Consider the following 23,865-nt stretch of genomic DNA (forward strand, 5'->3'; position numbering starts at 1 on the left):
ATTTATATTGACACCTTTATTTTTAAATGGTATTATACCATTAAAAGGGCGGTGGTATTGCGGATGCATTGGGCGTCCGTAAACACCGCCCCAGGAGAAATAGAGGTGTTTTTCTTATGAATAAGCTGATGGATTATTTGACGAATGATGAGCGTGGGCAGAAGGCCTACGCGATAGGGTTCTTAGTTAGTGGTGTACTGCTTTCGATTTTGATTTCGGTGTTATTTTTTGATCCGCAGACTTCGACGGTTTGGTTTGAGGCGTTTAAGTTGGCGGTGGCTTGTGGTGGGTACTTGTGTGTGTACTTGCTGGCGATTCGTCGGAATAGCGGGAATGTGACCGGGTTCGTGGTGAATATTGGTGAGATTATTATTCAGGCGAGTTATGGTGCTTTTGGGCTGGCAATTAATCCGATTTTCTATGGTGCGACACATTTGTGGGGGATGATTGCCTGGAACAAGAGCAAGCAGGATGATGGTACGATTCAGACGAAGAAGGCGCACAAGGTGGGCTTGGTCGTGAGTGGTATCTTCTTGGTGATTGCGGCAGCGATTGTTGGCTACTTGTGGTTTAATGGTTATTTCGTAGAAATGACCGGGATGTTTATTGGGTTGAATATTTTAGCAATCATCCTCGGGACGATTGCGCAGGGGACAATGATTGCGCAGTTTAAGTTTGCGTGGTGGTTCTGGTTCGCCAGCAATATTGTTTGGTTCATTATTAATGTTACGACCGGGAATGCGATTTTTGCGTTGCAAACGGTGCTGTATCAAGTGAATGTTGTATTTGCTTTGTATGATCAGTATAAGAATAACAAGTAGGGAGTTGTTTCTTATGAAAGAGAAAAATTTAATTTTACAGACGGATAGTTATAAGTTGTCGCATTTTCAGCAGTTTCCTGATGGTATGACGTATATGTTTGATTATATCGAGAGTCGTGGCGGGGCGTATGGCTACACGCGATTTTTCGGTTTGCAGTATTTGCTGAAGGAATATTTGGAACGTCGGGTGACGATGGCGATGGTTGACGAGGCGGCAGCTATCGCGGCTTGGCATGGGGTGCCGTTTAATTACGATGGCTGGAAATATATTGTTGAGGTTCTTGACGGAAAGTTGCCGTTGTTAATTCGTGCGGTGCCGGAGGGTGCGATTGTGCGCAATCATAATGCGTTGGTGACGGTTGAGAGTACTGATGCGAATGTGCCGTGGATTGTTGGCTGGGCGGAGACTTTGTTGATGAAGGTGTGGTATCCGGTGACGGTGACGACGTTTAGTTATAAGGTGCATCGGATGATTGGTGCGTTTTTGGAGCTGACGAGTGATAATGCTGAGAGTGAGTTGCCGTTTAAGCTGCATGATTTTGGTTATCGCGGGGCGTCGAGTGAGGAGAGCGCCGGTATTGGCGGGATGTCACACTTGGTGAATTTTATGGGTACTGATACTTTGGCAGCGTTGCTGTATGCGCGTGATTATTATGGTGCGGAGCAGGCCGGCTTTAGCGTGCCGGCGAGTGAGCATTCGACGATGACGTCGTGGGGACGCGAGCGTGAGAGCGATGCGTTCCGGAATATGATTGAGAAGCATGATGAATTTCCGTTGATTAGTATTGTTTCGGATTCGTATAATTTTTATGAGGCGGTTGAGAATAAGTTTGGTGTTGAGTTGCATGATGTGATTATGGCGCATGATGGTTTTGTGGTGATTCGTCCGGATAGTGGTGATGCTTTGACGAATATTTTGTTTACGTTGGAGAGTGCTGAGAAGCATTTTGGCGTGACGCTGAATTCCAAAGGCTACAAGGTGTTGAATAAAATCCGTATTTTGCAGGGCGATGGCGTTTCTGAGAATGTGATTTATGATATCTTGCTGACGATGAAGAAGGAAGGGTACTCGGCAGAGAATATTGCTTTTGGAGTCGGTGGTGCTTTGTTGCAAGGTAATTATCAGTCGTCAATTAATCGCGATACCCATAAGTTTGCGATGAAGTGTTCGGCAATTGGTTTAGGTGCTGGTGATGCGTTTAAGCTGCAAGATGTGTATAAGTCGCCGATTACTGATCGCGGTAAGGTGTCTAAACGTGGGCGTTTGGACACGATTGTCAATGGGGACGGTCGCGTCGAAACCGTCAACATTGACCAGCTTCCTCTAGGGGAATATCATCCGGACACGATTTTGCAGACGGTGTATCGTGATGGTGGCATTGTGAAGTTGTATGGTTGGGATGAGGTTAAGGAAAATGAGGATTTGGTGCCACATGCGTTCCCGTCTGGACTGGAGGGAAAATAGATTGTTGAAAAACGTTCGCAATCTATGCAAACTGACAAAAATTGCTCAATCACGTATCTTTGGATACGCTCAATCACAATTTTTGCCAGTTTCCTACGATTTCCGACGCGCTTGTGCTAGTACCTTGCGTGAATCGTTTTTCGACGCAAATCTTTGATTTGCTAGTCCCTTGTGGAAATCAATCTATTAATAAGGTGTGATAAATATGAATAATACTGAGAAAGATTTTTTGCAGGAGTATAAGATTACTGATTATGAGCAGCCGTCAGTGACGGTGGATATTGTGCCGTTTGCGTATGATGATGCCCATGAACAGTTGCAGATATTGTTGGTGAAGCGGAAGCGTCATCCATTTCAGGATTGTTGGGCTTTGGCGGGTGGATTCATTAACTCGGATGAATCGGCGCCGGAGGCAGTGATGCGTGAAACGCTGGAAGAAACCGGGGTTGCGGTTTCGCGCGAGAGTATCGAGCAGTTGTATACTTTTACGCGTCCGGGGCGTGATCCGCGCGGTTGGATTATGTCGATTGCGTATTTAGCATTTCTGGAAGAGGCAAGTGTTGTTCGGGCAGCTGATGACGCGGCGGATTCAGCTTGGTTTGCAGTGCGGGTGCGTGCTGATTATTTGGAGCTATATTCAGCTGAGAAGGATGTGCGCTTGGAGATTGCTTTTGAGGGTGCTGAGCAGACAGCGGTGCGGCCGGATGATGCGGCGCTTGCTTTTGACCATGACCGGATTGTACGGATGGCATATTTGCGGATTAAAAATAAGTTGTATTATGAGCCGATTTTGTTGCATGCTTTGAAGGCACCTTTTGATTTGAAGACGACTAATCGCTTGTACCAGGCGTTCTTAGGGATTCCGGTTGAGTATGAAAATCATTGTCGGAAGTTGAAACCGTATTTGGAAAAAGTTGGCAAGGCTAAAGGAAATGTTGGCCGGGCAGCTTTTGTCTATCGGTTGAAGTAAGTGGGTGCTTGCATGGAGTTGTTAATTATATACGTCGTTATGATGAGTGTTGCGCTTTTGATTGCGATGGTTGTGGATAAGCGTCGGGCGATTAAGCATAAGTCACGTGTTGCTGAGCAGACTTTATTGTTCTTGGCGGTCGCTGGCGGAGCACCGGGTGGGCTGGTCGGCATGTATTTATGGCGCCACAAATGCCGGAAGTGGTATTTCGTGCTGGTCTATTGGCTGGCAGCAATCGTCTGGGTTGGCGGTTTGTTTTATATAGGAAAATGAAAGCGGTGCAAGTCTCGACTTGCACCGCTTTTTTCTTTTATTCAGATTTACGAGTTTTGAACCAAACAGTAGTACCTAAGGCTACAATGATGATACCGACGATAATAGTTTCGGCCGGAGTGCCACCAGTTTGTGGCAGGTTTGAGTTACTGTTTGAACCGGTTTGGTTTTCAGTCGTTTTGTCAGTATTGTTGTTGCTAGAATCCTCAATGTCATTCGCTTTTACTTGCATACTGATAATCATTGGGTCGTGGTCACTGACTTGACCGTTTTTCACAGTGAAATCAGCATTCATGTGGATAGCTTCAATTTGGGTTTGCGCCAGGTGTTTGCTGTTGACTAAGATGTGGTCGAGGGTTTGCTGACGACCTTGATAGAGATAGCTGTACCGGGTTTCAGCGGGTAAGCTATTAGTCATATTAGTAAGTTCGTTGCCGCTTAATGTTTGTAATACGGGAGTGAATTCATAATCATTCATGTCGCCAAGAACGACAATGTGGGCATCGGGATTGATAGCTAACATTGATTGAACAAAAGCATTTACTTCACGAGCCTGTTCAATACGTTTAGTTTCGCTATGTAAGGTTGGTGGTTGGTTGATGCCGAACATGCCTTCATCGCCGCCTTTAGATGAGAAGTGATTACCAATAACGGTTACAACTTCATCATTAAAGCGGAATTGTCCGACTAGCGATTTACGGGTTGAAATAAAGTTAGTGCTGCCAACACCGATACGTGCCGGGTTCTGCACTAGCATTGCTTCTCCGTCAGTATCTTGAATTGTAGCAGCAGTTGTATGGTCACCGGCTTGTACATTGAGTGCTTCAACGCGGTCGGGGTTGTAAAGAATGACGACGCGAATGTTACCATTGGTAGCACCGCCGTCTTGATTGAATTCAGGATCAATGTTAAGGGCTTGATAATTTGGTCCGCCTACAGCAATGATGTCATCAAGTAAGCGCTGAATACTTTGGTCAGCAGCAGAAGTACCATCACCTTTGTTATTACCGGAATTATCTTGAATTTCCTCGAGGCTGACAATGTCGGGAGCGCCAAGATTAGTAACAATTCCTTTGGCTACTTGCAATGACTTCTCATCGCTGGTTTTATTTGGCATTGCGCTGTAATTTTCAACGTTGAATGCGGCGACGGTTAAAACATCATTGCTAGAGCTTAAGCTGGTTACCATTTGTTGAATGTTTTTCTCGTTGAAAGTGGCAACTTCAGGTTTGAAGGTTTTGGTGCTGGAATTGAATTGGTTATAATCTAAAAATATTTTATACTGCGTATAATTATAAGTCATAACCCCGGTTAAAGAACCGTTAATGGTGTCCCCGGTTTGGCCAAGCATATTAGACATGCCGGCTTGATTAGAAAATGCGTAAGGAACTTGCAGATTTAAAATATCATAGTGACTTGAATCAGGGGTAGCAATAATGCCACCGTTAGCACTTTTCAATTGTCCGCCAGGGCTTTGCACCGTTACATTGTAAGTGTCATAACTTGGTGGCGCGACTAGTTGCGGGTCATTGACTTGTACTCGCATACCTTCGAGCGCCTCAAAGAAATCCATTGCTGAAGTTATATCTAAGTCATCGCTCATACTTCCGTTTTTCACTGTTTGGTGAGGAATCGTCAAACCGCCGTCACCAAGTAGTTGAATTGAAACCTCATCTAAGTAGTCGCCGGAATCAGTGCTCACTATAGTGGCTGAACTGATCGCTGTTTGCGTCAGTTCAGCGGCCGCGCTGCCAGAATATGTAGCAGCTGGTAATTCTGCGACAATCCCATCAACCTCAACAAAGTTACCTTCTTTTGTTGTCCATCCGCTGGTAATTGGACTGGCTAATTTGACATAAATGCCTTCAGCCGTGCGCGGATCATTATCCTCATCAACACTTTTTGCTTGAATATAGAAGCCTTGCAAGCCTTTGTTGACATCAAGTGAGGTGACTACTCCCTGCACTGAAACGGTTTGACCAACTAAAGGTGACGTGTGGGTAGTACCTTGGATATCGTGGATAGCCGTAAAGGCCGCAGTAACCGGAAATTGTGGCAAGGTAATAAATAATAATGCTATTGCAACAATGCTGCTACTTACAATCTTAAAAAATCTTTTCATTAATAAAATCCTCCTAAAATCTAACCATAACTCTATTCAATTTTCTGAACTTTCCTGACTCCTTTCTGAAAAATTTTACAACATCTATCTCATCTACACTGGGCAGTTGTCATTAAAACAGCGCACTACCATAAGTATATCAAGAACTGAATAAGTATTCACAAAATATAATAATCTTTCAGGAAAAATTTGAAACCGGGACGAACCAAGGTTCATCCCGGTTTTTATTGCATCTTGATTGAAAGACTGCGATTGCAAGTGTATATTTGGAGTATAAAGGGAGATGGTAGCTTTGGGTGAGGCGTTTAGAGCAATATTGTTGCCGGCGATCGGGATTGCTGTTAGTCCGGTGCCAATCATTGGGCTTATGATTATTCTGCTTGGCGACAAACCGCGACGCAATAGTATTTTGTTCTCCATTGGCTGGGTTGTTGGTGTGAGTGTTGTATTTGCTATTGCTTATTTTTTAGGTTCGTTAACGGTCAATATTACTTGGGTGCCGACAATGGCCTATCGCATTAGTTTGTTTATATTAGGGGTAGCGCTAGTATTGTTGGGGATGCGGCAATTCAGTAAGCGGCCACGTTCTAAAGCTGATGTGCATACTTCGCGCTGGTTAAAAGCGCTGACTACAATTGGTCCTGCCGGAGCCTTACTTCTGGGTTTCGCGCTTTCAGCGCTGAATCCTGAAGATATGCTGCTGGCACTTGGTGCCGGTGTGCAAGTTGGGGCACTCAACTTGGCAGCCAATGCGGCGACGCTGATCATTGCCAGCTTCATTTTGTTGGCAAGTTCAACAATTCTTATACCGACAATTATCTTTATGGTGCTTGGCAACCGTTTAGAAGCAACGCTGCATAAAGTTTGGGATTGGCTGAAATATTACAACGTTATTATTATGGCGGTTCTGCTTGTTGTTATTGGCTTAGATATTATTGCTAAAGCGATTAGTTGAAAAAAACGGCTGACCCGAGGTCAGCCGTTTTTCTATTTTATCCGAAGACTTTCATAACCGCCTTCGCCACCAACAAGGATGGAATGAATATCCTCAACGGTTATCCAGTCATCCATGTTCTTTTGGCGGTCGTATTCCATTGGCTCAATTGGCTCAACATTTTCAACTTCAATAATGCAGAGCACTTTTTTGCCGGCCCAACGGTCATATTGTTTGGGACTCAAGTTGAGTGCTGCCGCCTCAGCATCAATAATTGCAATTGATTCCTCGGGTGTCATTTTCTCTGAGTTGAAGACTGATTTTACTTGAGCTTTGGCTTTAATCATGCCCGAACCATCATTCTCAACAAAATATAAAGTTTCGCCGGCAAATACCCGGCTATGCGGCAATTTACGGCCGGCCGCACCACGAATTATTTTGGTTTTGCTGCCATCCAATAATTTATTCAGTACTTTTCCTTGCTTGTCACAATAAACTAAATGTTCCATAAGCTCACTCCTTTGTTACCTTTAGTATATCATGAGACTGCTAAGCTGTTATTGTAAAAAAGCGACGAAACCACATGTGGTGGTTTGTCATTCCACTGTTTTGAAGACTGTTTTTGCGACTTGAACGGCATTAAGAACTTTAGGAAAGCCGATATATGGAACTAATTGAATGAAAGTTTCGATAATTTCATGCTTTGTGGCGCCAACATTGAGGGCACCATGAATATGCACCTCAAGCTGTGCTTCGCATCCGCCTTGGGTTGCCAACGAAGAAATGGTGATAAGTTCGCGCTGGTGAAAATTAAGGTATTCACGAGAATATATTTCACCAAAAGCAAATTCAATAATGTAGGTTGCAATGTCGGGTGCTACATCTTGAAGTGAAGCAATCACCCTTTCTCCGGCCGCACCATCTATTCTGCTGAGATTTTCCTGACCAAGTTTAAAATTATATTTCATTTTTATTCGCTCCTTTTATTTGGTATACTATTACCATAAACTACGGAGTACACTCTATAGCAAGGAGTTTTAAAATGTTTTTAATGAAAGAATTTTCTGAACAAACCGGATTTTCAATAGATACTTTACGTTACTATGAAAAAATCGGCTTATTAAAGCCGGATAGAAATGAACATGGTTATCGAATATATAGTAAACGTGATTTGGAATGGGTTGCCTTTATTAAGAAACTAAAAGCAACACAGATGCCGCTCGCCAAAATAATTGAATATAGTGAATTGCGTTCTGCAGGAGAGGGTACTCTGACTCAACGAAAAGCGTTACTCATTGAACATCAAGAAAAAATGCAAAAAGAGCTGGCAATAATTATCGATGGTCAGACCGCAATAGCTAATAAGATTAAATTTTATGAAGAAATGGAAAAAGAGCAATAACAAGTATTGCTCTTTTTTAATCAAACATTTTACTGTTCTTATTAAAATGAATCGTTAGTGTTGTACCAACACCAACAGCAGATTCAATTGTCAGCTGATGACCAAGTTTTTGTGCCAAAGTAGCACACATATAAAGTCCAATACCTGAAGTGTTTTGGACTTTACGTCCGGCGCTGCCGGTAAAACTGCGTTGAAACACCCGAGGTAAATCAACGCTTGAAATACCAATGCCGGTATCACTGATGGAAAACGTAATTTCATGGTCGTTTTCAGCAGTAGCAAACGTTATGGTGCCGCCTTTAGAAGTATACTTTAAGGCATTGGTGGTAATCTGTTCAATGATGAACTCCAGCCATTTTTTATCAGAATATACTTGCAGATCGGCGGCATTGTTTTCAATGCGAATGTTTTTGTAAATGAAAATGTTCGCCAGTTTCTTGGTGACCATTTTCGTCATTTCTCCCAAATCAACCGCGGCAATCGCATAATCTTGGTGGAAGTCATTAAGTCGCGAGTAGTAAAGTGCCATGGTGGCATACTGTTCAATCTTGTCGACTTCTTGCTCAAGTTGCAGAAATATGCGTTCATTTTCGATATTACGATTGGTGTCCAAAATTAATCTGGTTGCAGTTATCGGGGTTTTTATTTGATGAATCCACGTGGTGTAGTAGTCAGCATCGTGATCAATCTTCTGGTGTAATTTCTCTGTTTGCTTAGCAGTCTGAGCAAACGTATTTTGAATAATTTGCTGGTAGACCTTACTGTAAGCATCGCTGGTTTCCGGTAAAGTAAGACTGGTTGTTTCGGTGATGCTATCAGCAATTTTCTGAAGTTTGCGTGCTTCAATAATACAGCGAGCGAAATCAACAACGACAACAGAAATCAAGCCGAAATCTAAAACAAACATCAAATAAAGGAAGGTTGGTGTCATGCCGCTGATAATGCTGTAAACTGTTGTAAAAGCAATGATAAAAACAATGGCAATCAAAAAGAGAAAGCGTGAACGAAAATAAGTGGCTAGGGTCATTTTATAATATATCCTAAGCTTTTCTTCGTTTCGATCAAATCATCAAGATGAATTTGACTCAGTTTTTTTCGCAAACGATTAATATTAACCGTTAAGGTATTGTCATCGATAAAACTATCGGTATTCCAAAGTTCACGCATTAAATGGTCACGGCTGATAATCTCACCGTGTTTTTTAATAAGAATATATAAAATCTTAAACTCATTTTTGGTCAATTCACATTGCAGTTCATTGTGGTGAACCGTGCTGTCCTTAATGTTGAGTAAAATATCGTTGTAAGTAATAACATCAGTATTGGTTTCCTGATATGAATAAGTTCGTCGCAAAATAGCTTGAATTTTTGCAATAACAACATCAAGCTCGAATGGTTTAGTGATGTAATCATCACCACCCATATTCATTGCCATGACAATATCCATATTGGTCGTCCGAGACGAGATAAAGATAATCGGGACATTAGAAACTTCGCGGATTTTCTGGCACCAATAAAAGCCGTCAAAACTCGGTAATTGAATATCAAGCAATACGAGTTGTGGATTAACCTCGGCAAACTCACCAAGAATATTATGAAAGTCCTTAATTACATGAGCTTCAAATCCCCAGCGATCAATATTCTCAGCCAGAATTTCTGCAATAGTTGGTTCATCTTCAATAATTAATATTTTGAACATGTTATCCCTCCTTGTACATTCTTAAGTGTACCGAAAAACACATAAAAAAACAAGCCATTGAGGACTAAGAATGGCTTGTTTTCAGTTGACGGGAGTGCATGCAATAAGTGGAGCGCAGCATTCCGCCCGAAGGTATTTTACTCAGCAGTAATGGCTGATACTTCTGATTTTAGACTTGGATGCACAATCCGTTCCTCAGTTTCGGTATCAAAGAAATGTACTTTATTCATATCAAAAGTAATCTCAATAACATCATCGGCATGAATTAATGTACGGGTTTCAATAACCGCAACCATTTCCTGACCACCAACGGTAAAGTGCAGATTATATTCATGGCCTAATAATTCGGCAACTTCAACAGTTACTTCAATTGAAGCTTTAGGATATGTTTGTTGCATCAACGGCGCATTGCTTAAGTTTTCCGGGCGAATCCCCATAATTACTTCTTTGCCTTGATAATTGCCGGCATTCAAATCTTTCAACTTGCCTTCAGGAATGGTAAATTGATGCCCGCCAAATTCAAAGAAATCACCATTAATTGTTCCGCGAATAAAGTTCATCGCTGGTGCACCGATAAATCCAGCGACAAATAAGTTGTTTGGATTGTCATATAGATGTTTCGGCGTATCGATTTGTTGGACAATACCATCTTTCATAACCACGATACGATCGGCCATTGTCATTGCCTCAGTTTGGTCATGAGTTACATAGATAGTTGTTGCCCCAACACGTTTGTGCAATTTAATTAACTCAGTACGCATGTGTCCGCGTAACTTAGCATCCAAGTTTGATAAAGGCTCATCCATCAAGAACACTTTCGGCTCGCGCACTGCGGCGCGTCCCAAAGCAACCCGTTGACGTTGCCCGCCCGACAAAGCCTTCGGCTTTCTCTTCAACAAATCAGAAAGTCCAAGCATTTCTGCAGTTTCACGTACACGCTGATCAATTTCTGCTTTAGGAATCTTGCGTAATTTTAAAGCAAAAGCCATATTGTCATAAACACTCATATGTGGATAAAGTGCGTATGATTGGAACACCATCGCGATGTCACGATCTTTTGGTTCAACATTATTCATCAGTTTATCGTCAATGTAGAATTCTCCGGCAGTAATTTCTTCCAAACCAGCAATCATCCGCAACGTTGTTGATTTCCCGCACCCAGACGGACCAACAAAAACGATAAATTCACCATGTTCAATATTTAAATTAAAATCTTTTACCATATTCACTTTGCCATCATAAGATTTGTAAATATGTTCTAAACGCATTTCAGCCATTTCAATAGTCTCCTTTGTGATTAATATCTTACTGCTAGTATACCAACGCGACGCTATCGAAGTATATGTGCAATGTGCACAAAAATGTTTTTTTGGGAGAGAAGATTGGAACCGGCCGCGGGGGTGGCCCGCGGCCGGTTCGTACTTTCTAAATAAGAAAATTTGCTAGCCATATGTGAAAATGTGTTGCTTTGTACTTCGAAATAATATATAATTTTGAACAATAAAAAAATAGGAGGTAACTATATGAATTATTGGGTACTAATCGGAATTTTGATTATTGTCATTGGTTTTGCTTTGAAATTAGATTCATTGGCGGTGGTTTTATTCGCCGGAATCGTGACAGCATTAATCGGTGCTTTCAACATTAACGATGTTTTAGGATCGTTGACGAATGGTTTTGATACCGCGCTGACGACTTTGGGTTCGGCATTTGTAAACAACCGTTTGATGAGTTTGTTTTTCCTGACGCTGCCGGTGATAGGTATCGGCGAGCGCTATGGTTTGCGTGAGCGGGCGATGACGATGATTAAAGGCATGAAGGTTGCAACCAGCGGCCGGATTTTAACTTTCTATCAGGCAATTCGTGAAGTTGCCGGGTTTTTCTCACTGCGTTTAGGCGGGCACCCGCAATTTGTACGGCCATTGGTCGAGCCGATGGCGCAAGCTGCAGCAGAAGTTGAAGGAACTGTTGATAGCAATCTTGAAGATGAGATTAAGGGTGCAGCAGCAGCTTCGGAAAATTACGGAAACTTTTTTGCGCAGAATACATTCCTTGCTTCAAGCGGAGTATTGCTGATTGTCGGAACCTTAGCTGATTTAGGCTATGGTGAGGTAACTGCCTCTCAGGTAGCGCTTTGGAGTCTACCGGTTGCAATTATTGCTTTGCTTTTAGCGGGCGTTCAGTTCTACTTATTAGATCGTAAAATTAAAGCAAACGGAAAGGGGCAAGAATAATATGGTATTGGATTTTAACTGGAATATTATTTTAGAAGCTTTCTATGCCCTCGCTGGCTTTTTGCTTATCGCCTGCGGGGTAATGGTTTTTCAAGATAAAGAAAACAAAACCCGTTTTGGTGGCTCGGCATTTTGGATTATTACCGGACTTATTTTTATTCTCGGTGGTTTTGTAGGCAAAGTTGACGCCGATGGCGTTATGGGTGCCGGCATTCCGCCGCAAGTAGTAGGGCTATTGGTAATTGTGCTGGGTATTCTCTCAGCGTTTAAACAAGTAAATATGAGTCACTTTGAATCAATCAGCAACGCTTTGAAAGAAGAACGGGCTGCCAAACTTGGTAACAAAGTGTTCATTCCATCAATTGTATTGGCACTTTCAGCAATGTTAATTGCTCAATTATTGCCAAATATTATGCCAGATGCTCAAAAAGGTCTCGGTGGACAAATCGCTATCGGTTTGTCAGCGGTTATCGGGTTAGTATGTGTATTGCTGTTAACCCGTTCAAAACTTTCAAATGTTGTTACTGACTCAAGTCGGCTATTACAACAAATGGGGCCGGCAAGCATCTTACCGCAGCTTTTAGCAGCATTAGGAGCATTGTTCACTGCTGCCGGAGTTGGTAATGTTATTGGTGATTTGCTTGCCGGGGTTGTACCAGGCGGCAACTTGCTTATTGGTATTATTATCTACTGTATCGGTATGGCGCTGTTTACCATTATTATGGGGAACGGTTTCGCAGCCTTTGCGGTTATCACTACCGGAATTGGCGTACCTTTTGTTATCATGCAAGGCGGTAACCCGGCTATTGTCGGAGCTCTCGGTTTAACTGCTGGATACTGCGGTACCCTGCTGACACCTATGGCAGCCAACTTCAATATTGTACCGGCAAACTTGCTTGAAACTAAATCACAGTATACAATTATAAAGTATCAAGCACCAGTTGCTTTAGCAATGTTGGTTGTCCATATTGCCTTGATGTATGGACTATGTTTAGTGTTTTAAACCATAGGAGGTAGAAACCATGACTAAAGTATTAATTACCGGCTTTGACCCATTCGGCGGCGAAGCCATCAATCCTGCTTTTGAAGCAGTGAAAAAAATCCCTGAAACAATTGCCGGAGCGACAATTGTCAAAGTTGAAGTACCGACTGTTTTCGGTGCCGCAATCGACACTGTCGTTGCGGCGATGACCGAACACAACCCTGACATCGTCATTTGTGTCGGTCAAGCCGGTGGTCGCTTTGAAATGACGCCGGAACGCGTCGCCATCAATGTTGATGACGCCCGCATCGCTGACAACAAAGGCAATCAACCGCTCAACGTACCGGTTTATGCTGACGGCGCCGCTGCATACTTCAGCAACTTGCCGGTAAAAGCAATGGTAGAAGCGATGAAAGCAGCTGGCGTACCAGCCGCTTTATCAAACACTGCCGGAACCTTTGTTTGCAACCACATCATGTATGGTGTTTTGTATCACATCAACACCAATCCGGCTTTTGCTCACATGAAGGGTGGCTTCATCCATGTTCCGTTCCTGCCGGAACAAGTACTTACTAAACCAAATACACCATCGTTATCACTAGAACAAATGGCAACAGCATTAACTGCCGCAGTGGAAGCTGCAGTTGAAAATACTGAAGATATTAATGTGGTAGCGGGACAAACTCATTAAGGCGGTGCCAAAATGGAAAATGCAATTTTTGTTTATGGCAGTTTAATGACTGGCTTTTGGAATTATGACAAAAGTCTGAACGGTCATGTGAAACAAGTTATTCCCGCCAAAGTGCGCGGCAGTTTATACCACCTTGCTCACAAAGGGTACCCGGCTTTAATTAGCGGTGATGATTGGGTTTATGGTGAGTATATGGAAGTCAATAATCTTGAAGACCTCAAGCCGATACTCAATAAAATCGAAAGTTACTACGGACCAAATGATCCGCGTAATGAGTACAATCATATTTTGATGCCGATCTATAATCTTGAAAATGAGGTTATTGGTCAAGCACCGGTGTATCACTACAACGCTGACTTAGATGTTGAGTTCTTAAATAAACGAATTTATATCCCCCATGGCTCTTGGCGCCAATTTATGGAGGAAAAATAGAAACCGGCCGCGGGCAGACCCCGCGGCCGGTTTTTAATTCTGATAATAAAGATAGAAGACCAAAGCGCCTTCGAAGGTGCGAATATCAATACCGCTGTAGCTCACGATTTTGTCGAGGCGATAGTTGAGGGTGTTGCGATGCAGGTAAAGTGACTGGGCGGCTTGACTCGAATTTAGATTGTTGCTGATAAAAGCAATGGCCGTGTCAATGAGTTCATCGCTGAGGTCGATATAAAATGGGAGTTCGCTGACATCTTTTAATTGTGGAATTAAAACTTGCTCAAAGGTTTTTAGACTGTATTCTTGGTTGTGATCTTGGAAAATCATCTGATGTTGCATCAGCATGTCATCAATATCGATGGTTTCAGGAAAAATTCTGCCAATCCAGAGCAGGATATTTGTATGGCTGTCTTGTTCGAGGGCGCCGTGTAGGCCCTGGTAATCAAAGTTGTGGAACTTTGAAAGTTCGCTGTGTTTTTGCAGGATGGTCAGATGAGTATCGGCGCTATGGATCAGACGGCTGGAAAATTCGTCGTTTTCAAAGAGCGAGATGAGTTCATCGCGTGAAAAAGTATTTTGAAAACGAAAGGTTAATAAGCGACAGTACATAGCAAACCTCCTGTAAAGTAGTTTCTTTTAGTGTATCAGAAATGGCAGAAAATTCAATGATTTGTGGTGTGGTATATTTGCCGCAGGAATAGTATAATTAATATTGAAATGAAGCGGAGTGATGTTTGTGTACAGTATTGCTGATATATATAAGATAGGATTCGGGCCATCGTCGTCTCATACGATGGGGCCGCAAAGGGCAGCCGAGTTGTTTAGGGAACGCTTCCCCGAAAGCGTTCGTTTTGCGGTAGTTCTGTATGGTTCACTGGCATTGACCGGTAAGGGGCATTTGACGGATTATATTATTGCCAAGACTTTGGGTGAGGATCGGGTGGAGTTCGATTGGGAAGTTACGGTGAATATGCCGAGGCATTCTAATGCGATGCGGATTCGTGGTTTTGATGCTAATGATGAGTTGACCGGCGATTGGTTAGTTTATAGTGTTGGCGGCGGTGAGATTGAGATTGAAGGTGAAGTGACCCGGGAGGCAGCGATATATGTGTATCCGCACCGGACTTTTGCCGATATTGCTAAGTGGTGTTGCCATCAGCAGATTAGTTTGGTTGAATATGTTGATAACTTTGAGCCGGAGCTTGGCACATACTTGACAGAGGTTTGGCAGACGATGAAGCAGTCTATTGAACGTGGAATTCATGCTAATGGTAAATTGATGGGTGTGTTGCAGGTGCCGCGTAAGGCAGCGATGCTTTATAAGAAGGGTACGCCGAGTTTGCGTTTGTCAAGTTATGCGTACGCGGTAAATGAGGAAAATGCTTCGGCTTCCAGTTTAGTTGTGACCGCACCGACATGTGGTGCCAGCGGGACAATACCGGCAGTGTTGCGCTTTGCTCAGGAAGAAGCGGGATACAGCGATGCGGCAATTATTGATGCTTTAAAGGTAGCCGGACTGATTGGCAATTTGGTTAAAACCAATGCTTCGATAAGCGGTGCCGAGGCCGGGTGTCAGGCTGAGGTTGGTACGGCGACGTCGATGGCGGCGGCGGCTTTGGCGCAATTGCGTGGCTTTTCGATAGATATTATTGAAGCCGCGGCGGAGATTGCTATGGAGCATCAACTTGGTTTGACTTGTGACCCGGTTTACGGTTATGTACAAATTCCTTGCATTCAGCGGAATGCGGTAGCTGCTCATTTGGCGCAGACATCATGTGAGCTGGCAGAGCAGTTGTGTGAGACTGAATTGGTTAGCTTTGATACGGTTGTTCAGGTAATGTATGAAACCGGTAAAGACTTGCCATATGCTTATCGGGAAACGGCGCAAGGCGGACTGGCTAAGCATTTTAATAATTATGACTAAACGCCTATTATGTAACAATGTTCCAATATCCCTTGACAATTTGTTTAATTTTTCGTAAAATGAATTCAAATTCTTAGGAGGAATATATATTATGGGAAACTTAGCTATGAATAAGAAATCAATCGCAGCGGTAATCATCTTGTCGATTGTAACTTGTGGTATTTACTATTTTATTTGGATGGCAAGTACAACAAACCAATTAAAAATGTACAATGAAGATTATAATGGAACAAGTGGTGGAATGGTTGTTTTACTTTCAATCATTACTTGTGGTATTTACGGAATGTACTGGTGGTACCAAATCGCTAAAAAAGTCACACTTGCACAACAAAAAGCGGGTATGCCAACAAATGATAACTCAATCCTTTACTTGATCCTTGCGATCTTCGGATTCGGAATCATTGGTTCAGCAATCTTACAAAGCGATTTAAATAACTTATGGGATTACGCTTCAATGAATACAGCAAACAATAATCCTTACGCTCAATAATTAGTTATGAAAAATTCTTTATTGAAGAAGGAGGGACTAGTGCTCGTCGTTGGGACGGCACTAGTCCTTTTCGCTTTTATAATCATGGGCAATGATCAATTGTGCATCATCCATAACATCACCGGCCTGCCATGCCCCGGCTGCGGTATGACCCGCGCCTACCTGGCGCTGCTCCATGGTGATCTCGCTGGTGCCTTTTACTACCATCCGCTTTTTTGGATGGTTCCTTTTGGTGCTGTTGTACTTATTTTTCATAAGTATAACAGCTGGCTGCAAAAAATATATTTAAGCGAGCGATTCTGGATTGTCATCACGGTTATTGTTTTGGTAGTTTATGTAGTAAGAATGATTTTACTCTTCCCGCATAGCGAGCCGATGGATTTTAATCAGGATGCTTTCTTCCCAACAATATGGCGAATGATTTTTGGGTCATAGAAATCATTTGTTTGTTAGGTGAAATTTGCCTAAAAATTAGAGCTGTAAAAAAATCAAATAAACTGAAAAAAAGCCTTGATTTATCGAGGCTTTTTATGATAACATAGGAAGGTATGGCTGCGTTGAAGTGCGAGGTTGCCGATACACATGGAAGAGTTGTCTTGGTTTAGGCGGCTTGCCAGCCTGGTATCGGGGAATTCACACGGAGCAAGTCCTAAAAATTGAAAGGAGGACACAAAAATGGCAAACAAAATTCGCATTCGCTTAAAAGCTTACGATCATAAGTTAATTGATCAATCAGCGATCAAAATCGTTGAAGCTGCGAAAGTTAGTGGTGCAGAAGTATCTGGACCAATCCCACTTCCAACTGAGAAATCAGTGTACACAATCTTACGTGCGGTACACAAATACAAAGATTCTCGTGAACAATTTGAGATGCGTACACATAAACGTTTAATCGAATTGAAAAGTTGGACACAAAATACAATTTCAGCGTTGGAGAACTTACAGTTACCAGCAGGTGTTGAAATTGACATTAAATTGTAGAAAACAAATTTAGGAGGTGCCTTAAATGGCAAAAGGAATCTTAGGACGCAAAGTCGGTATGACTCAAGTGTTCGACGTTGAAGGCGAATTGATTCCGGTTACTGTTATTCAAATCACACCTAACGTTGTATTGCAAAAGAAATCAGAAGCTACTGATGGATACAATGCAGTGCAACTTGGATTTGAAGACAAACCAGAACGCTTAGCCAACAAACCAGAACTTGGTCATGTTAAAAAAGCAAATACCAATCCTAAGCGCTTCATTCGCGAAATCAGAGACTTCGAAATTGATGCAGAAGTAGGTAGCGAAATCGCTGCAGACATCTTTGTCGCTGGTGAAATCATTGATGCAACCGGAACTTCAAAAGGTAAAGGGTTCCAAGGGGCAATCAAACGTCACGGACAAAGCCGCGGACCAATGGCTCACGGTTCTCGTTATCACCGCCGCCCAGGTTCAATGGGTGCAGTTGCTGCGAACCGCGTATTCAAAGGTAAAAAATTACCAGGACATATGGGAAGCAAAACTGTAACAATTCAAAATCTTGAAGTCGTACAAGTTGATCTTGAAAATAACATCATTCTTGTTCGCGGAAATGTGCCTGGGGCAAAACGTTCACTTGTAGTGTTGTCAAATGCTTCAAAAGCAGTGAACAACAAAGAAGGACGTTCACTCGTTAACTATAACCCGGTTGTTGAAGTGCCAGCTGAATCAGCAGACGCACCAGAAACGGCTGAATAATTGATTACAGTCGAAAGGAGGAAACACAGATGCCTAAGTTAACTGTGTATAAACAGGATGGTTCAAAAGGGAAAGACATTACTATTAGTGATGCAGTATTCGGAATTGAGCCTCATCAACAAGCGATGTTTGATGCAATTATTATGCAACGAGCATCATTAAGACAAGGTACACACAAAGCAAAAAATCGTTCGGAAGTTCGTGGTGGTGGTCGTAAACCATGGCGCCAAAAAGGAACAGGACGTGCTCGTCAAGGATCTATTCGTTCACCGCAATGGCGTGGTGGTGGAATCGTATTCGGACCGACACCTCGTTCATACGGATTCCGTATCAATAAAAAAGTGTACCGATTAGCATTACGTTCAATGCTTTCAACGAAAGTACTTGAAAATAAATTGGTAGTCGTTGATTCTTTATCATTAGATACACCAAAAACAAAAGCAATTATTGAAATGTTTAGTAAGTTTTCAGCTAACAAACCATTAATCGTTGCTAATGATGTAAACGAAAATGTTGCTTTATCAGTACGTAACATTGAAAATGCAAGTTTATTAAGCGGACATTCTACGAGTGTTCTGGACTTAGCAAACTACGATACAATCATTATGACAGTAGACACTGTAAAATACTTTGAGGAGGTGCTTGCATAATGAAGAGCTACGCAGACATTATTAAGCGCCCAATCATTACTGAGAAAACCGCGTATATGAATCAACTCGGAAAATATGTATTCGAAGTTGCTTACGGAACTAACAAAGTTGCCGTGCGTCAAGCAGTCGAAGCATTATTCCCAGGAGTAAAAGTTGCTTCAGTTAACATTATGAATGTTAAACCGAAGACTAAACGCGTTGGACGCTATACAGGGAAAACAAATCGAAGCCGTAAAGCTATTATCACATTAGCTGCTGATAGCAAAGGTATCGAATTATTCTAAAATTTGTAGAGAAGGAGGGAATTATCCATGGCTATTAAGGTTTACAAACCAACAACGAATGGTCGTCGTAACATGACAACAATTGATTTCAAAGCAACATTAACGACTGACAAGCCAGAAAAAACGTTGTTAGCACCTTTAAGTAAAAAAGGTGGACGTAATAACCAAGGTAAAATTACCGTTCGTCATCACGGTGGAGGGCACAAACGCCAATACCGTATCATTGACTTCAAACGTAATAAAGATGGAGTGCCTGGTAAAGTGGCTACAATCGAATACGATCCAAACCGCTCTGCAAACATCGCACTTATCCATTATTTAGATGGTGAAAAACGTTACATCATCGCACCTGAGGGATTAACAGTGGGAACACTTATTGAATCAGGTGAAAGCGCAGATATCAAAGTTGGGAACGCTCTTCCGTTGGAAAAAATTCCTGTCGGAACTGTTATCCACAACATCGAATTGTACCCAGGACGCGGAGGACAACTTGTCCGTTCTGCTGGAACAAGCGCACAAATTCTTGGACGTGAAGGAAAATATGTTCTTGTACGTCTTCGTTCAGGAGAAGTTCGTTACATCTTAGGAGCTTGCCGTGCTACGGTTGGTGAAGTTGGAAACGGATTCCATGAACTTGTAAATGTTGGTAAAGCTGGTCGCAGCCGTTGGAAAGGTATCAAGCCTACTGTACGTGGTTCTGTAATGAACCCTAACGATCACCCTCACGGTGGTGGTGAAGGACGTACACCAATCGGACGTAAATCACCAGTTACTCCTTGGGGTAAACCAGCATTAGGTCTGAAAACTCGCGACAAAAAGAAAGCATCTTCGGATTTAATCGTACGTCGTCGTAAACAAAAATAAGGATGAAAAATCATCTGAAGCGCAAGATTCAGAAAGGAGGCAATTTCAATGGCTAGAAGTCTGAAAAAAGGACCATTCTGTGATGATTACTTAATGAAAAAAGTTGAAAAGCTTGAAGCTGACAACAAGAAAGAAGTAATTCAAACTTGGTCACGCCGTTCAACGATCTTTCCTCAGTTTATTGGACATACATTTGCAGTCCATAATGGTCGCGAACATATTCCAGTATATGTAACTGAAGATATGGTAGGACATAAATTAGGAGAATTTGCTCCGACACGCACTTACAAAGGGCATGCGGATGACAAAAAAACTAAAAAGAAATAATAAAATTCTGTAATAATAATCATTAATTGCGGAAGGAGGCATATCTAATGCAAGAGGCAAAAGCAGAAGCTCGCATGGTACGTGTTACCGCACGTAAGGCTCGCCTTGTTGTAGATTTAATTCGTGGTAAAAATGTTGGAGAAGCATTCTCAGTTTTATACCATACGAATAAAGCAGCAAGCCCAATTGTTGAAAAAGTTTTAAAGTCAGCAGTTGCAAATGCAGAACACAACTATAATATGAATATTGATGACTTGTATGTGAAGGCAGTATATGTCAATGAGGGACCAACGTTAAAACGTTACCGTCCACGTGCTAAAGGACAAGCATCAAGTATTTTCAAAAGAACTAGTCATATCACAGTAGTGGTAGCTGAAAAAGAATAAGTTTAGAAGGAGGCGAGAAACAATGGGTCAAAAAGTAAGTCCGATAGGATTACGTGTTGGAATTATCCGCGACTGGGAATCACGTTGGTACGCAGACAAAGATTATGCAACATTCTTACACGAAGATATTAAAATTCGCGATTTTATTTTCAATAAATTAAAACGCGCTGATGTAAGTCAAATTGAAATTGAACGTAAAGACGGTAATCGAGTGAATATTACAATTCATACAGCGAAACCAGGATTCGTCATTGGTAAAGGTGGAGCTGATATCGAGCGTTTACGTGCTGAAGTTAAAAAGCTTGTAAACCGTGAAGTCTTCATCGATATTGTAGAAATTAAAAATCCTGATTTGGTTGCACGTCTTGTGGCACGCCGCATAGCTGACCAGTTAGAACGTCGTGTATCATTCCGTATCGCCCAAAAACGCGCAATTCAATCGACTATGCGCGCCGGTGCAAAAGGAATTAAAACAGCTGTAAGTGGTCGTTTAGGTGGAGCTGACATGGCTCGTACTGAAGGATACAGTGAAGGTAACGTACCTTTACAAACTTTACGTGCTGATATTGATTACTCTCATGAAGAAGCAGATACAACTTACGGAAAAATGGGAGTTAAAGTTTGGATCTATAAAGGAGAAATCCTTCCAACTAAAAAAAATAATAAATAATCACCTTAGGAAGGAGGAGCAAAATTATGTTAATGCCAAAACGTACGAAATATCGTCGCCCTCATCGTATTAAATATGAAGGGAAAGCAAAAGGTGGAACAGAAATCGCATTTGGTGAATATGGATTACAAGCCTTAAATGGTGCTTGGATCACAAACCGTCAAATCGAAGCTGCCCGTATTGCTATGACACGCCATATGAAACGTGGTGGGAAAGTATGGATTAAAATTTTCCCAGACATGGCAAAAACTGCAAAACCCCTAGAAGTCCGCATGGGATCTGGTAAAGGTGCTCCTGATGGATGGGTAGCAGTTGTAAAATCTGGAAAAATTATGTTTGAGGTTGCAGGAGTTCCTGAAGATGTAGCACGTGAAGCGCTTCGTCTGGCAATGCACAAACTACCAGTAAAATGTAAAATTGTAAAACGTGAAAATGGTGGTGATGTAAATGAAAACTAATGAGATTCGTAACCTTAGTAATGCTGAAATTACAGCAAAAGTAAAAGAATTAAAAGAAGAGTTATTCAATCTACGTTTTCAGTTAGCAACGGGACAGCTTGAAAATACAGCCCGTATTAAAGAAGTGCGTAAAACTATAGCACGCCTTTTAACCGTTTTACGTCAAAACGAATTGAGTGAAACGAAATAAAACTGAGAGGAGGTTTCCTACATGGAGCGTAATAACCGTAAGGTTTTAGTTGGAAAAGTAGTTTCAGACAAGATGGATAAAACAATTACTGTTCTTGTTGAAACATATGTCAAACATCCTCTTTATGGGAAACGTGTAAAATATTCTAAAAAATATAAAGCACATGATGAAAATCAAACAGCAGCTATTGGTGATGTTGTTAAAATTATGGCAACTCGCCCACTATCAGCTACAAAACGTTATCGTTTAGTAGAAGTGGTTGAGAAAGCAATCCAAGTCTAATCGGTTAACACCAAGACCGAAGGGAGGTATACAGTATGATTCAACAAGAATCACGCTTGAAAGTAGCGGATAATTCTGGTGCGAGAGAGTTACTAGTTATTCGTTGCTTAGGTGGATCAAAACGTAAATTTGCAAACATCGGCGATGTCGTTGTATGCTCAGTAAAACAAGCAACTCCTGGTGGAGTAGTAAAAAAAGGAGACGTTGTTAAAGCAGTTATCGTACGTACAGTACGTGGTACACAACGTAAAGACGGTTCATATATTCGATTCGATGAGAATGCGGCAGTTATCATTAAAGATGACAAAACGCTTCGTGGAACACGTATTTTCGGGCCAGTTGCTCGTGAACTACGTGATAAAGAATTTATGCGTATTGTCTCTTTAGCACCAGAAGTATTATAATATACCGCTAAAACAAGGAGGTGCAGTGGAACATGCATGTTAAAAAAGGTGATAAAGTTCAAGTTATCGCTGGTAAAGATAAAGGACGTCAAGGTTTAATCCTTCAAGTCTTACCAAAACAAAACAAAGTAGTTGTTGAGGGAATTAATGTTGTAAAAAAACATCAAAAAGCCAGTCAACAAAATGAAGTTGGTGGAATTGTAGAAATTGAAGCGCCAATTCATGCTTCTAACGTACAGCCACTTTGCCCTAAAACGAAAAAACCGACACGCGTTGGTTATGAAGTTCGTAACGGGAAAAAAGTACGTATCGCTAAAGTATCAGGTGAAGTACTAGATAAATAATTCGATTGAAAGGAGGTCGCTTCATGAATCGTTTGAAAGAAAAATATCAAAACGAAATTGTAAAAACTTTAATGGATAAATACCAATATAAGTCAATTATGCAAGTGCCAAAGCTTGAAAAAATCGTTATCAACATGGGTGTTGGTGATGCAGTAAGCAATTCTAAGGCATTAGATGCAGCAGTTGAAGAATTGACACAAATCGCTGGTCAAAAACCAGTTGTTACTCGTGCCAAAAATTCAATCGCCGGATTCCGTCTTCGTGAGGGAATGCCTATCGGAACAAAAGTAACATTGCGTGGTGAACGTATGTATGAGTTTTTAGATAAACTAGTATCTATTTCATTACCACGTGTACGTGACTTCCACGGTGTTTCAAAGCATGCCTTTGATGGTCGCGGAAACTACACCTTAGGAATTAAGGAACAATTAATCTTCCCGGAAATCGACTTTGATAAAGTTGGCAAAGTACGCGGAATGGATATTGTTGTTGTTACTACAGCAAATACTGATGAAGAAGGTCAGACATTGCTAACTGGATTAGGAATGCCTTTCGGTAAATAGTAAGGAGGCGAAAAGAATGGCAAAAAAATCAATGGTTGTTAAACAACAAAGAAAACAAAAATTTGCTGTACGTGAATATACACGTTGTGAAGTTTGTGGACGTCCACATTCAGTAATTCGCAAATTTAAGCTTTGCCGTATTTGTTTCCGTAATTTAGCCTATAAAGGACAAATTCCGGGAGTACGTAAAGCAAGCTGGTAAAATAAATTCAAAATTGCGAAGAGCAATTTTATAACTTTCAATATAGAGAATTTTGACTGAAAATATTATGTCGAAGTTCAAGA

34 protein-coding genes and 1 pseudogene are annotated in these 23,865 nt (G+C 41.7%); 28 read left to right on the forward strand and 7 right to left on the reverse strand.

Translation table 11 applies throughout. The annotated features are described in order from the left end of the window. The first annotated feature begins 116 nt into the window (after positions 1 to 116). From FEZ08_RS01910 to FEZ08_RS01925, 4 genes are all read left to right on the forward strand, one after another. Positions 117 to 821: a nicotinamide mononucleotide transporter family protein gene (locus tag FEZ08_RS01910; protein ID WP_138190007.1), complete on the forward strand. Its 705-nt coding sequence runs from the start codon at positions 117 to 119 to the stop codon at positions 819 to 821. A gap of 13 nt (positions 822 to 834) precedes the next feature. Next, positions 835 to 2,286: a nicotinate phosphoribosyltransferase gene (locus tag FEZ08_RS01915; protein ID WP_138190008.1), complete on the forward strand. Its 1,452-nt coding sequence runs from the start codon at positions 835 to 837 to the stop codon at positions 2,284 to 2,286. Between the two features lie 205 nt (positions 2,287 to 2,491). After that, positions 2,492 to 3,256, forward strand: a complete 765-nt coding sequence (locus FEZ08_RS01920; protein ID WP_138190009.1) for an NUDIX domain-containing protein — start codon at positions 2,492 to 2,494, stop codon at positions 3,254 to 3,256. Between the two features lie 12 nt (positions 3,257 to 3,268). Then, positions 3,269 to 3,529 (forward strand): DUF1294 domain-containing protein, encoded by a 261-nt coding sequence (locus tag FEZ08_RS01925; protein ID WP_138190010.1) that lies wholly within the window; start codon positions 3,269 to 3,271, stop codon positions 3,527 to 3,529. Positions 3,530 to 3,566: 37 nt separating this feature from the next. Here FEZ08_RS01925 and FEZ08_RS01930 read toward each other — a convergent pair whose 3' ends face one another. After that, positions 3,567 to 5,651, reverse strand: coding sequence for an endonuclease/exonuclease/phosphatase family protein (locus FEZ08_RS01930; protein WP_138190011.1), 2,085 nt, complete (start codon positions 5,649 to 5,651; stop codon positions 3,567 to 3,569). Between the two features lie 283 nt (positions 5,652 to 5,934). On the opposite strand from FEZ08_RS01930, the gene FEZ08_RS01935 reads away from it, so the two are divergent. Beyond that, complete coding sequence (locus tag FEZ08_RS01935) at positions 5,935 to 6,606, forward strand: GAP family protein (protein WP_138190012.1); 672 nt, start codon at positions 5,935 to 5,937, stop codon at positions 6,604 to 6,606. A 32-nt stretch (positions 6,607 to 6,638) separates the two neighbouring features. On the opposite strand, the gene FEZ08_RS01940 is transcribed toward FEZ08_RS01935, so the two are convergent. Both FEZ08_RS01940 and FEZ08_RS01945 read right to left on the reverse strand, forming a co-directional pair. Next, the gene (locus FEZ08_RS01940) at positions 6,639 to 7,094 is read right to left on the reverse strand and encodes a hypothetical protein (RefSeq protein WP_138190013.1); all 456 of its coding nucleotides are present in this window, start codon (positions 7,092 to 7,094) and stop codon (positions 6,639 to 6,641) included. Between the two features lie 87 nt (positions 7,095 to 7,181). Continuing rightward, the gene (locus tag FEZ08_RS01945) at positions 7,182 to 7,553 is read right to left on the reverse strand and encodes a carboxymuconolactone decarboxylase family protein (RefSeq protein ID WP_138190014.1); all 372 of its coding nucleotides are present in this window, start codon (positions 7,551 to 7,553) and stop codon (positions 7,182 to 7,184) included. Positions 7,554 to 7,627: 74 nt separating this feature from the next. Between FEZ08_RS01945 and FEZ08_RS01950 the strand changes: the two genes are divergently transcribed. Further along, complete coding sequence (locus FEZ08_RS01950) at positions 7,628 to 7,987, forward strand: MerR family transcriptional regulator (protein WP_138190015.1); 360 nt, start codon at positions 7,628 to 7,630, stop codon at positions 7,985 to 7,987. Between the two features lie 16 nt (positions 7,988 to 8,003). On the opposite strand, the gene FEZ08_RS01955 is transcribed toward FEZ08_RS01950, so the two are convergent. From FEZ08_RS01955 to FEZ08_RS01965, 3 genes are all read right to left on the reverse strand, one after another. Further along, entirely contained in the window at positions 8,004 to 9,014 is a 1,011-nt protein-coding gene (locus FEZ08_RS01955; RefSeq protein ID WP_138190016.1) for a sensor histidine kinase, read from the reverse strand. Beyond that, entirely contained in the window at positions 9,011 to 9,685 is a 675-nt protein-coding gene (locus FEZ08_RS01960) for a response regulator transcription factor (protein WP_138190017.1), read from the reverse strand. The genes FEZ08_RS01955 and FEZ08_RS01960 overlap by 4 nt, the downstream gene beginning before the upstream one ends. 137 nt (positions 9,686 to 9,822) lie before the next feature. After that, complete coding sequence (locus FEZ08_RS01965; protein WP_138190018.1) at positions 9,823 to 10,962, reverse strand: ABC transporter ATP-binding protein; 1,140 nt, start codon at positions 10,960 to 10,962, stop codon at positions 9,823 to 9,825. A 246-nt stretch (positions 10,963 to 11,208) separates the two neighbouring features. Here FEZ08_RS01965 and FEZ08_RS01970 point away from each other — a divergent pair, with 246 nt between their 5' ends. The 4 genes from FEZ08_RS01970 to FEZ08_RS01985 are packed head-to-tail and all read left to right on the forward strand — an operon-like array spanning position 11,209 to position 14,024. After that, positions 11,209 to 11,919, forward strand: coding sequence for a DUF969 domain-containing protein (locus FEZ08_RS01970; RefSeq protein ID WP_138190019.1), 711 nt, complete (start codon positions 11,209 to 11,211; stop codon positions 11,917 to 11,919). 1 nt (position 11,920) lies between these two features. Then, the gene (locus FEZ08_RS01975; RefSeq protein WP_171014882.1) at positions 11,921 to 12,922 is read left to right on the forward strand and encodes a DUF979 domain-containing protein; all 1,002 of its coding nucleotides are present in this window, start codon (positions 11,921 to 11,923) and stop codon (positions 12,920 to 12,922) included. Between the two features lie 19 nt (positions 12,923 to 12,941). Then, positions 12,942 to 13,592 (forward strand): pyroglutamyl-peptidase I, encoded by a 651-nt coding sequence (gene pcp, locus FEZ08_RS01980; protein WP_138190020.1) that lies wholly within the window; start codon positions 12,942 to 12,944, stop codon positions 13,590 to 13,592. 12 nt (positions 13,593 to 13,604) lie between these two features. After that, positions 13,605 to 14,024, forward strand: coding sequence for a gamma-glutamylcyclotransferase family protein (locus FEZ08_RS01985; RefSeq protein WP_138190021.1), 420 nt, complete (start codon positions 13,605 to 13,607; stop codon positions 14,022 to 14,024). A gap of 33 nt (positions 14,025 to 14,057) precedes the next feature. On the opposite strand, the gene FEZ08_RS01990 is transcribed toward FEZ08_RS01985, so the two are convergent. Further along, positions 14,058 to 14,633 carry a PucR family transcriptional regulator gene (locus tag FEZ08_RS01990; protein ID WP_138190022.1) on the reverse strand — a complete coding sequence of 192 codons (576 nt, stop codon included), beginning with the start codon at positions 14,631 to 14,633 and terminating at the stop codon, positions 14,058 to 14,060. Between the two features lie 121 nt (positions 14,634 to 14,754). Here FEZ08_RS01990 and FEZ08_RS01995 point away from each other — a divergent pair, with 121 nt between their 5' ends. From FEZ08_RS01995 to FEZ08_RS02080, 18 genes and pseudogenes are all read left to right on the forward strand, one after another. Continuing rightward, positions 14,755 to 15,948, forward strand: coding sequence for an L-serine ammonia-lyase, iron-sulfur-dependent, subunit alpha (locus tag FEZ08_RS01995; protein WP_422386938.1), 1,194 nt, complete (start codon positions 14,755 to 14,757; stop codon positions 15,946 to 15,948). Positions 15,949 to 16,039: 91 nt separating this feature from the next. Next, positions 16,040 to 16,438: a DUF4234 domain-containing protein gene (locus FEZ08_RS02000; RefSeq protein ID WP_138190024.1), complete on the forward strand. Its 399-nt coding sequence runs from the start codon at positions 16,040 to 16,042 to the stop codon at positions 16,436 to 16,438. 39 nt (positions 16,439 to 16,477) lie between these two features. Further along, positions 16,478 to 16,873, forward strand: a complete 396-nt coding sequence (locus FEZ08_RS02005; RefSeq protein WP_199287989.1) for a DUF2752 domain-containing protein — start codon at positions 16,478 to 16,480, stop codon at positions 16,871 to 16,873. A 240-nt stretch (positions 16,874 to 17,113) separates the two neighbouring features. Next, a complete protein-coding gene (gene rpsJ, locus FEZ08_RS02010; protein ID WP_138190026.1) occupies positions 17,114 to 17,419 on the forward strand; it encodes a 30S ribosomal protein S10 in 306 nt (101 codons plus the stop codon). A 25-nt stretch (positions 17,420 to 17,444) separates the two neighbouring features. Continuing rightward, a pseudogene (rplC, locus tag FEZ08_RS02015) lies at positions 17,445 to 18,062 on the forward strand (50S ribosomal protein L3); the annotation flags it as partial. A 125-nt stretch (positions 18,063 to 18,187) separates the two neighbouring features. Continuing rightward, positions 18,188 to 18,808 (forward strand): 50S ribosomal protein L4, encoded by a 621-nt coding sequence (gene rplD / locus FEZ08_RS02020; RefSeq protein WP_138190028.1) that lies wholly within the window; start codon positions 18,188 to 18,190, stop codon positions 18,806 to 18,808. After that, entirely contained in the window at positions 18,808 to 19,092 is a 285-nt protein-coding gene (gene rplW, locus FEZ08_RS02025; protein WP_138190029.1) for a 50S ribosomal protein L23, read from the forward strand. The genes rplD and rplW overlap by 1 nt, the downstream gene beginning before the upstream one ends. Before the next feature lie 27 nt (positions 19,093 to 19,119). Then, positions 19,120 to 19,956, forward strand: coding sequence for a 50S ribosomal protein L2 (gene rplB / locus FEZ08_RS02030; protein ID WP_138190030.1), 837 nt, complete (start codon positions 19,120 to 19,122; stop codon positions 19,954 to 19,956). Between the two features lie 48 nt (positions 19,957 to 20,004). Then, entirely contained in the window at positions 20,005 to 20,283 is a 279-nt protein-coding gene (rpsS, locus tag FEZ08_RS02035; RefSeq protein ID WP_138190031.1) for a 30S ribosomal protein S19, read from the forward strand. 47 nt (positions 20,284 to 20,330) lie between these two features. Next, positions 20,331 to 20,669, forward strand: a complete 339-nt coding sequence (gene rplV, locus FEZ08_RS02040) for a 50S ribosomal protein L22 (protein ID WP_138190032.1) — start codon at positions 20,331 to 20,333, stop codon at positions 20,667 to 20,669. Positions 20,670 to 20,691: 22 nt separating this feature from the next. After that, a complete protein-coding gene (rpsC, locus tag FEZ08_RS02045) occupies positions 20,692 to 21,339 on the forward strand; it encodes a 30S ribosomal protein S3 (RefSeq protein WP_138190033.1) in 648 nt (215 codons plus the stop codon). Positions 21,340 to 21,365: 26 nt separating this feature from the next. Then, the gene (gene rplP, locus FEZ08_RS02050) at positions 21,366 to 21,797 is read left to right on the forward strand and encodes a 50S ribosomal protein L16 (RefSeq protein ID WP_138190034.1); all 432 of its coding nucleotides are present in this window, start codon (positions 21,366 to 21,368) and stop codon (positions 21,795 to 21,797) included. Next, positions 21,787 to 21,987: a 50S ribosomal protein L29 gene (rpmC, locus tag FEZ08_RS02055; protein ID WP_138190035.1), complete on the forward strand. Its 201-nt coding sequence runs from the start codon at positions 21,787 to 21,789 to the stop codon at positions 21,985 to 21,987. Before rplP ends, rpmC begins: the two co-directional genes overlap by 11 nt. Positions 21,988 to 22,008: 21 nt before the next feature. After that, positions 22,009 to 22,269 carry a 30S ribosomal protein S17 gene (gene rpsQ, locus FEZ08_RS02060; protein WP_138190036.1) on the forward strand — a complete coding sequence of 87 codons (261 nt, stop codon included), beginning with the start codon at positions 22,009 to 22,011 and terminating at the stop codon, positions 22,267 to 22,269. A 35-nt stretch (positions 22,270 to 22,304) separates the two neighbouring features. After that, entirely contained in the window at positions 22,305 to 22,673 is a 369-nt protein-coding gene (gene rplN / locus FEZ08_RS02065) for a 50S ribosomal protein L14 (RefSeq protein WP_138190037.1), read from the forward strand. Between the two features lie 32 nt (positions 22,674 to 22,705). Continuing rightward, the gene (rplX, locus tag FEZ08_RS02070; RefSeq protein WP_138190038.1) at positions 22,706 to 23,017 is read left to right on the forward strand and encodes a 50S ribosomal protein L24; all 312 of its coding nucleotides are present in this window, start codon (positions 22,706 to 22,708) and stop codon (positions 23,015 to 23,017) included. A gap of 23 nt (positions 23,018 to 23,040) precedes the next feature. Then, positions 23,041 to 23,580, forward strand: coding sequence for a 50S ribosomal protein L5 (gene rplE, locus FEZ08_RS02075; protein ID WP_138190039.1), 540 nt, complete (start codon positions 23,041 to 23,043; stop codon positions 23,578 to 23,580). Positions 23,581 to 23,596: 16 nt separating this feature from the next. After that, complete coding sequence (locus tag FEZ08_RS02080; protein WP_138190040.1) at positions 23,597 to 23,782, forward strand: type Z 30S ribosomal protein S14; 186 nt, start codon at positions 23,597 to 23,599, stop codon at positions 23,780 to 23,782. Positions 23,783 to 23,865: the final 83 nt, after the last annotated feature.

Source organism: Culicoidibacter larvae (genome assembly GCF_005771635.1).
In the GTDB taxonomy this organism is placed as follows: domain Bacteria; phylum Bacillota_I; class Bacilli_A; order Culicoidibacterales; family Culicoidibacteraceae; genus Culicoidibacter; species Culicoidibacter larvae.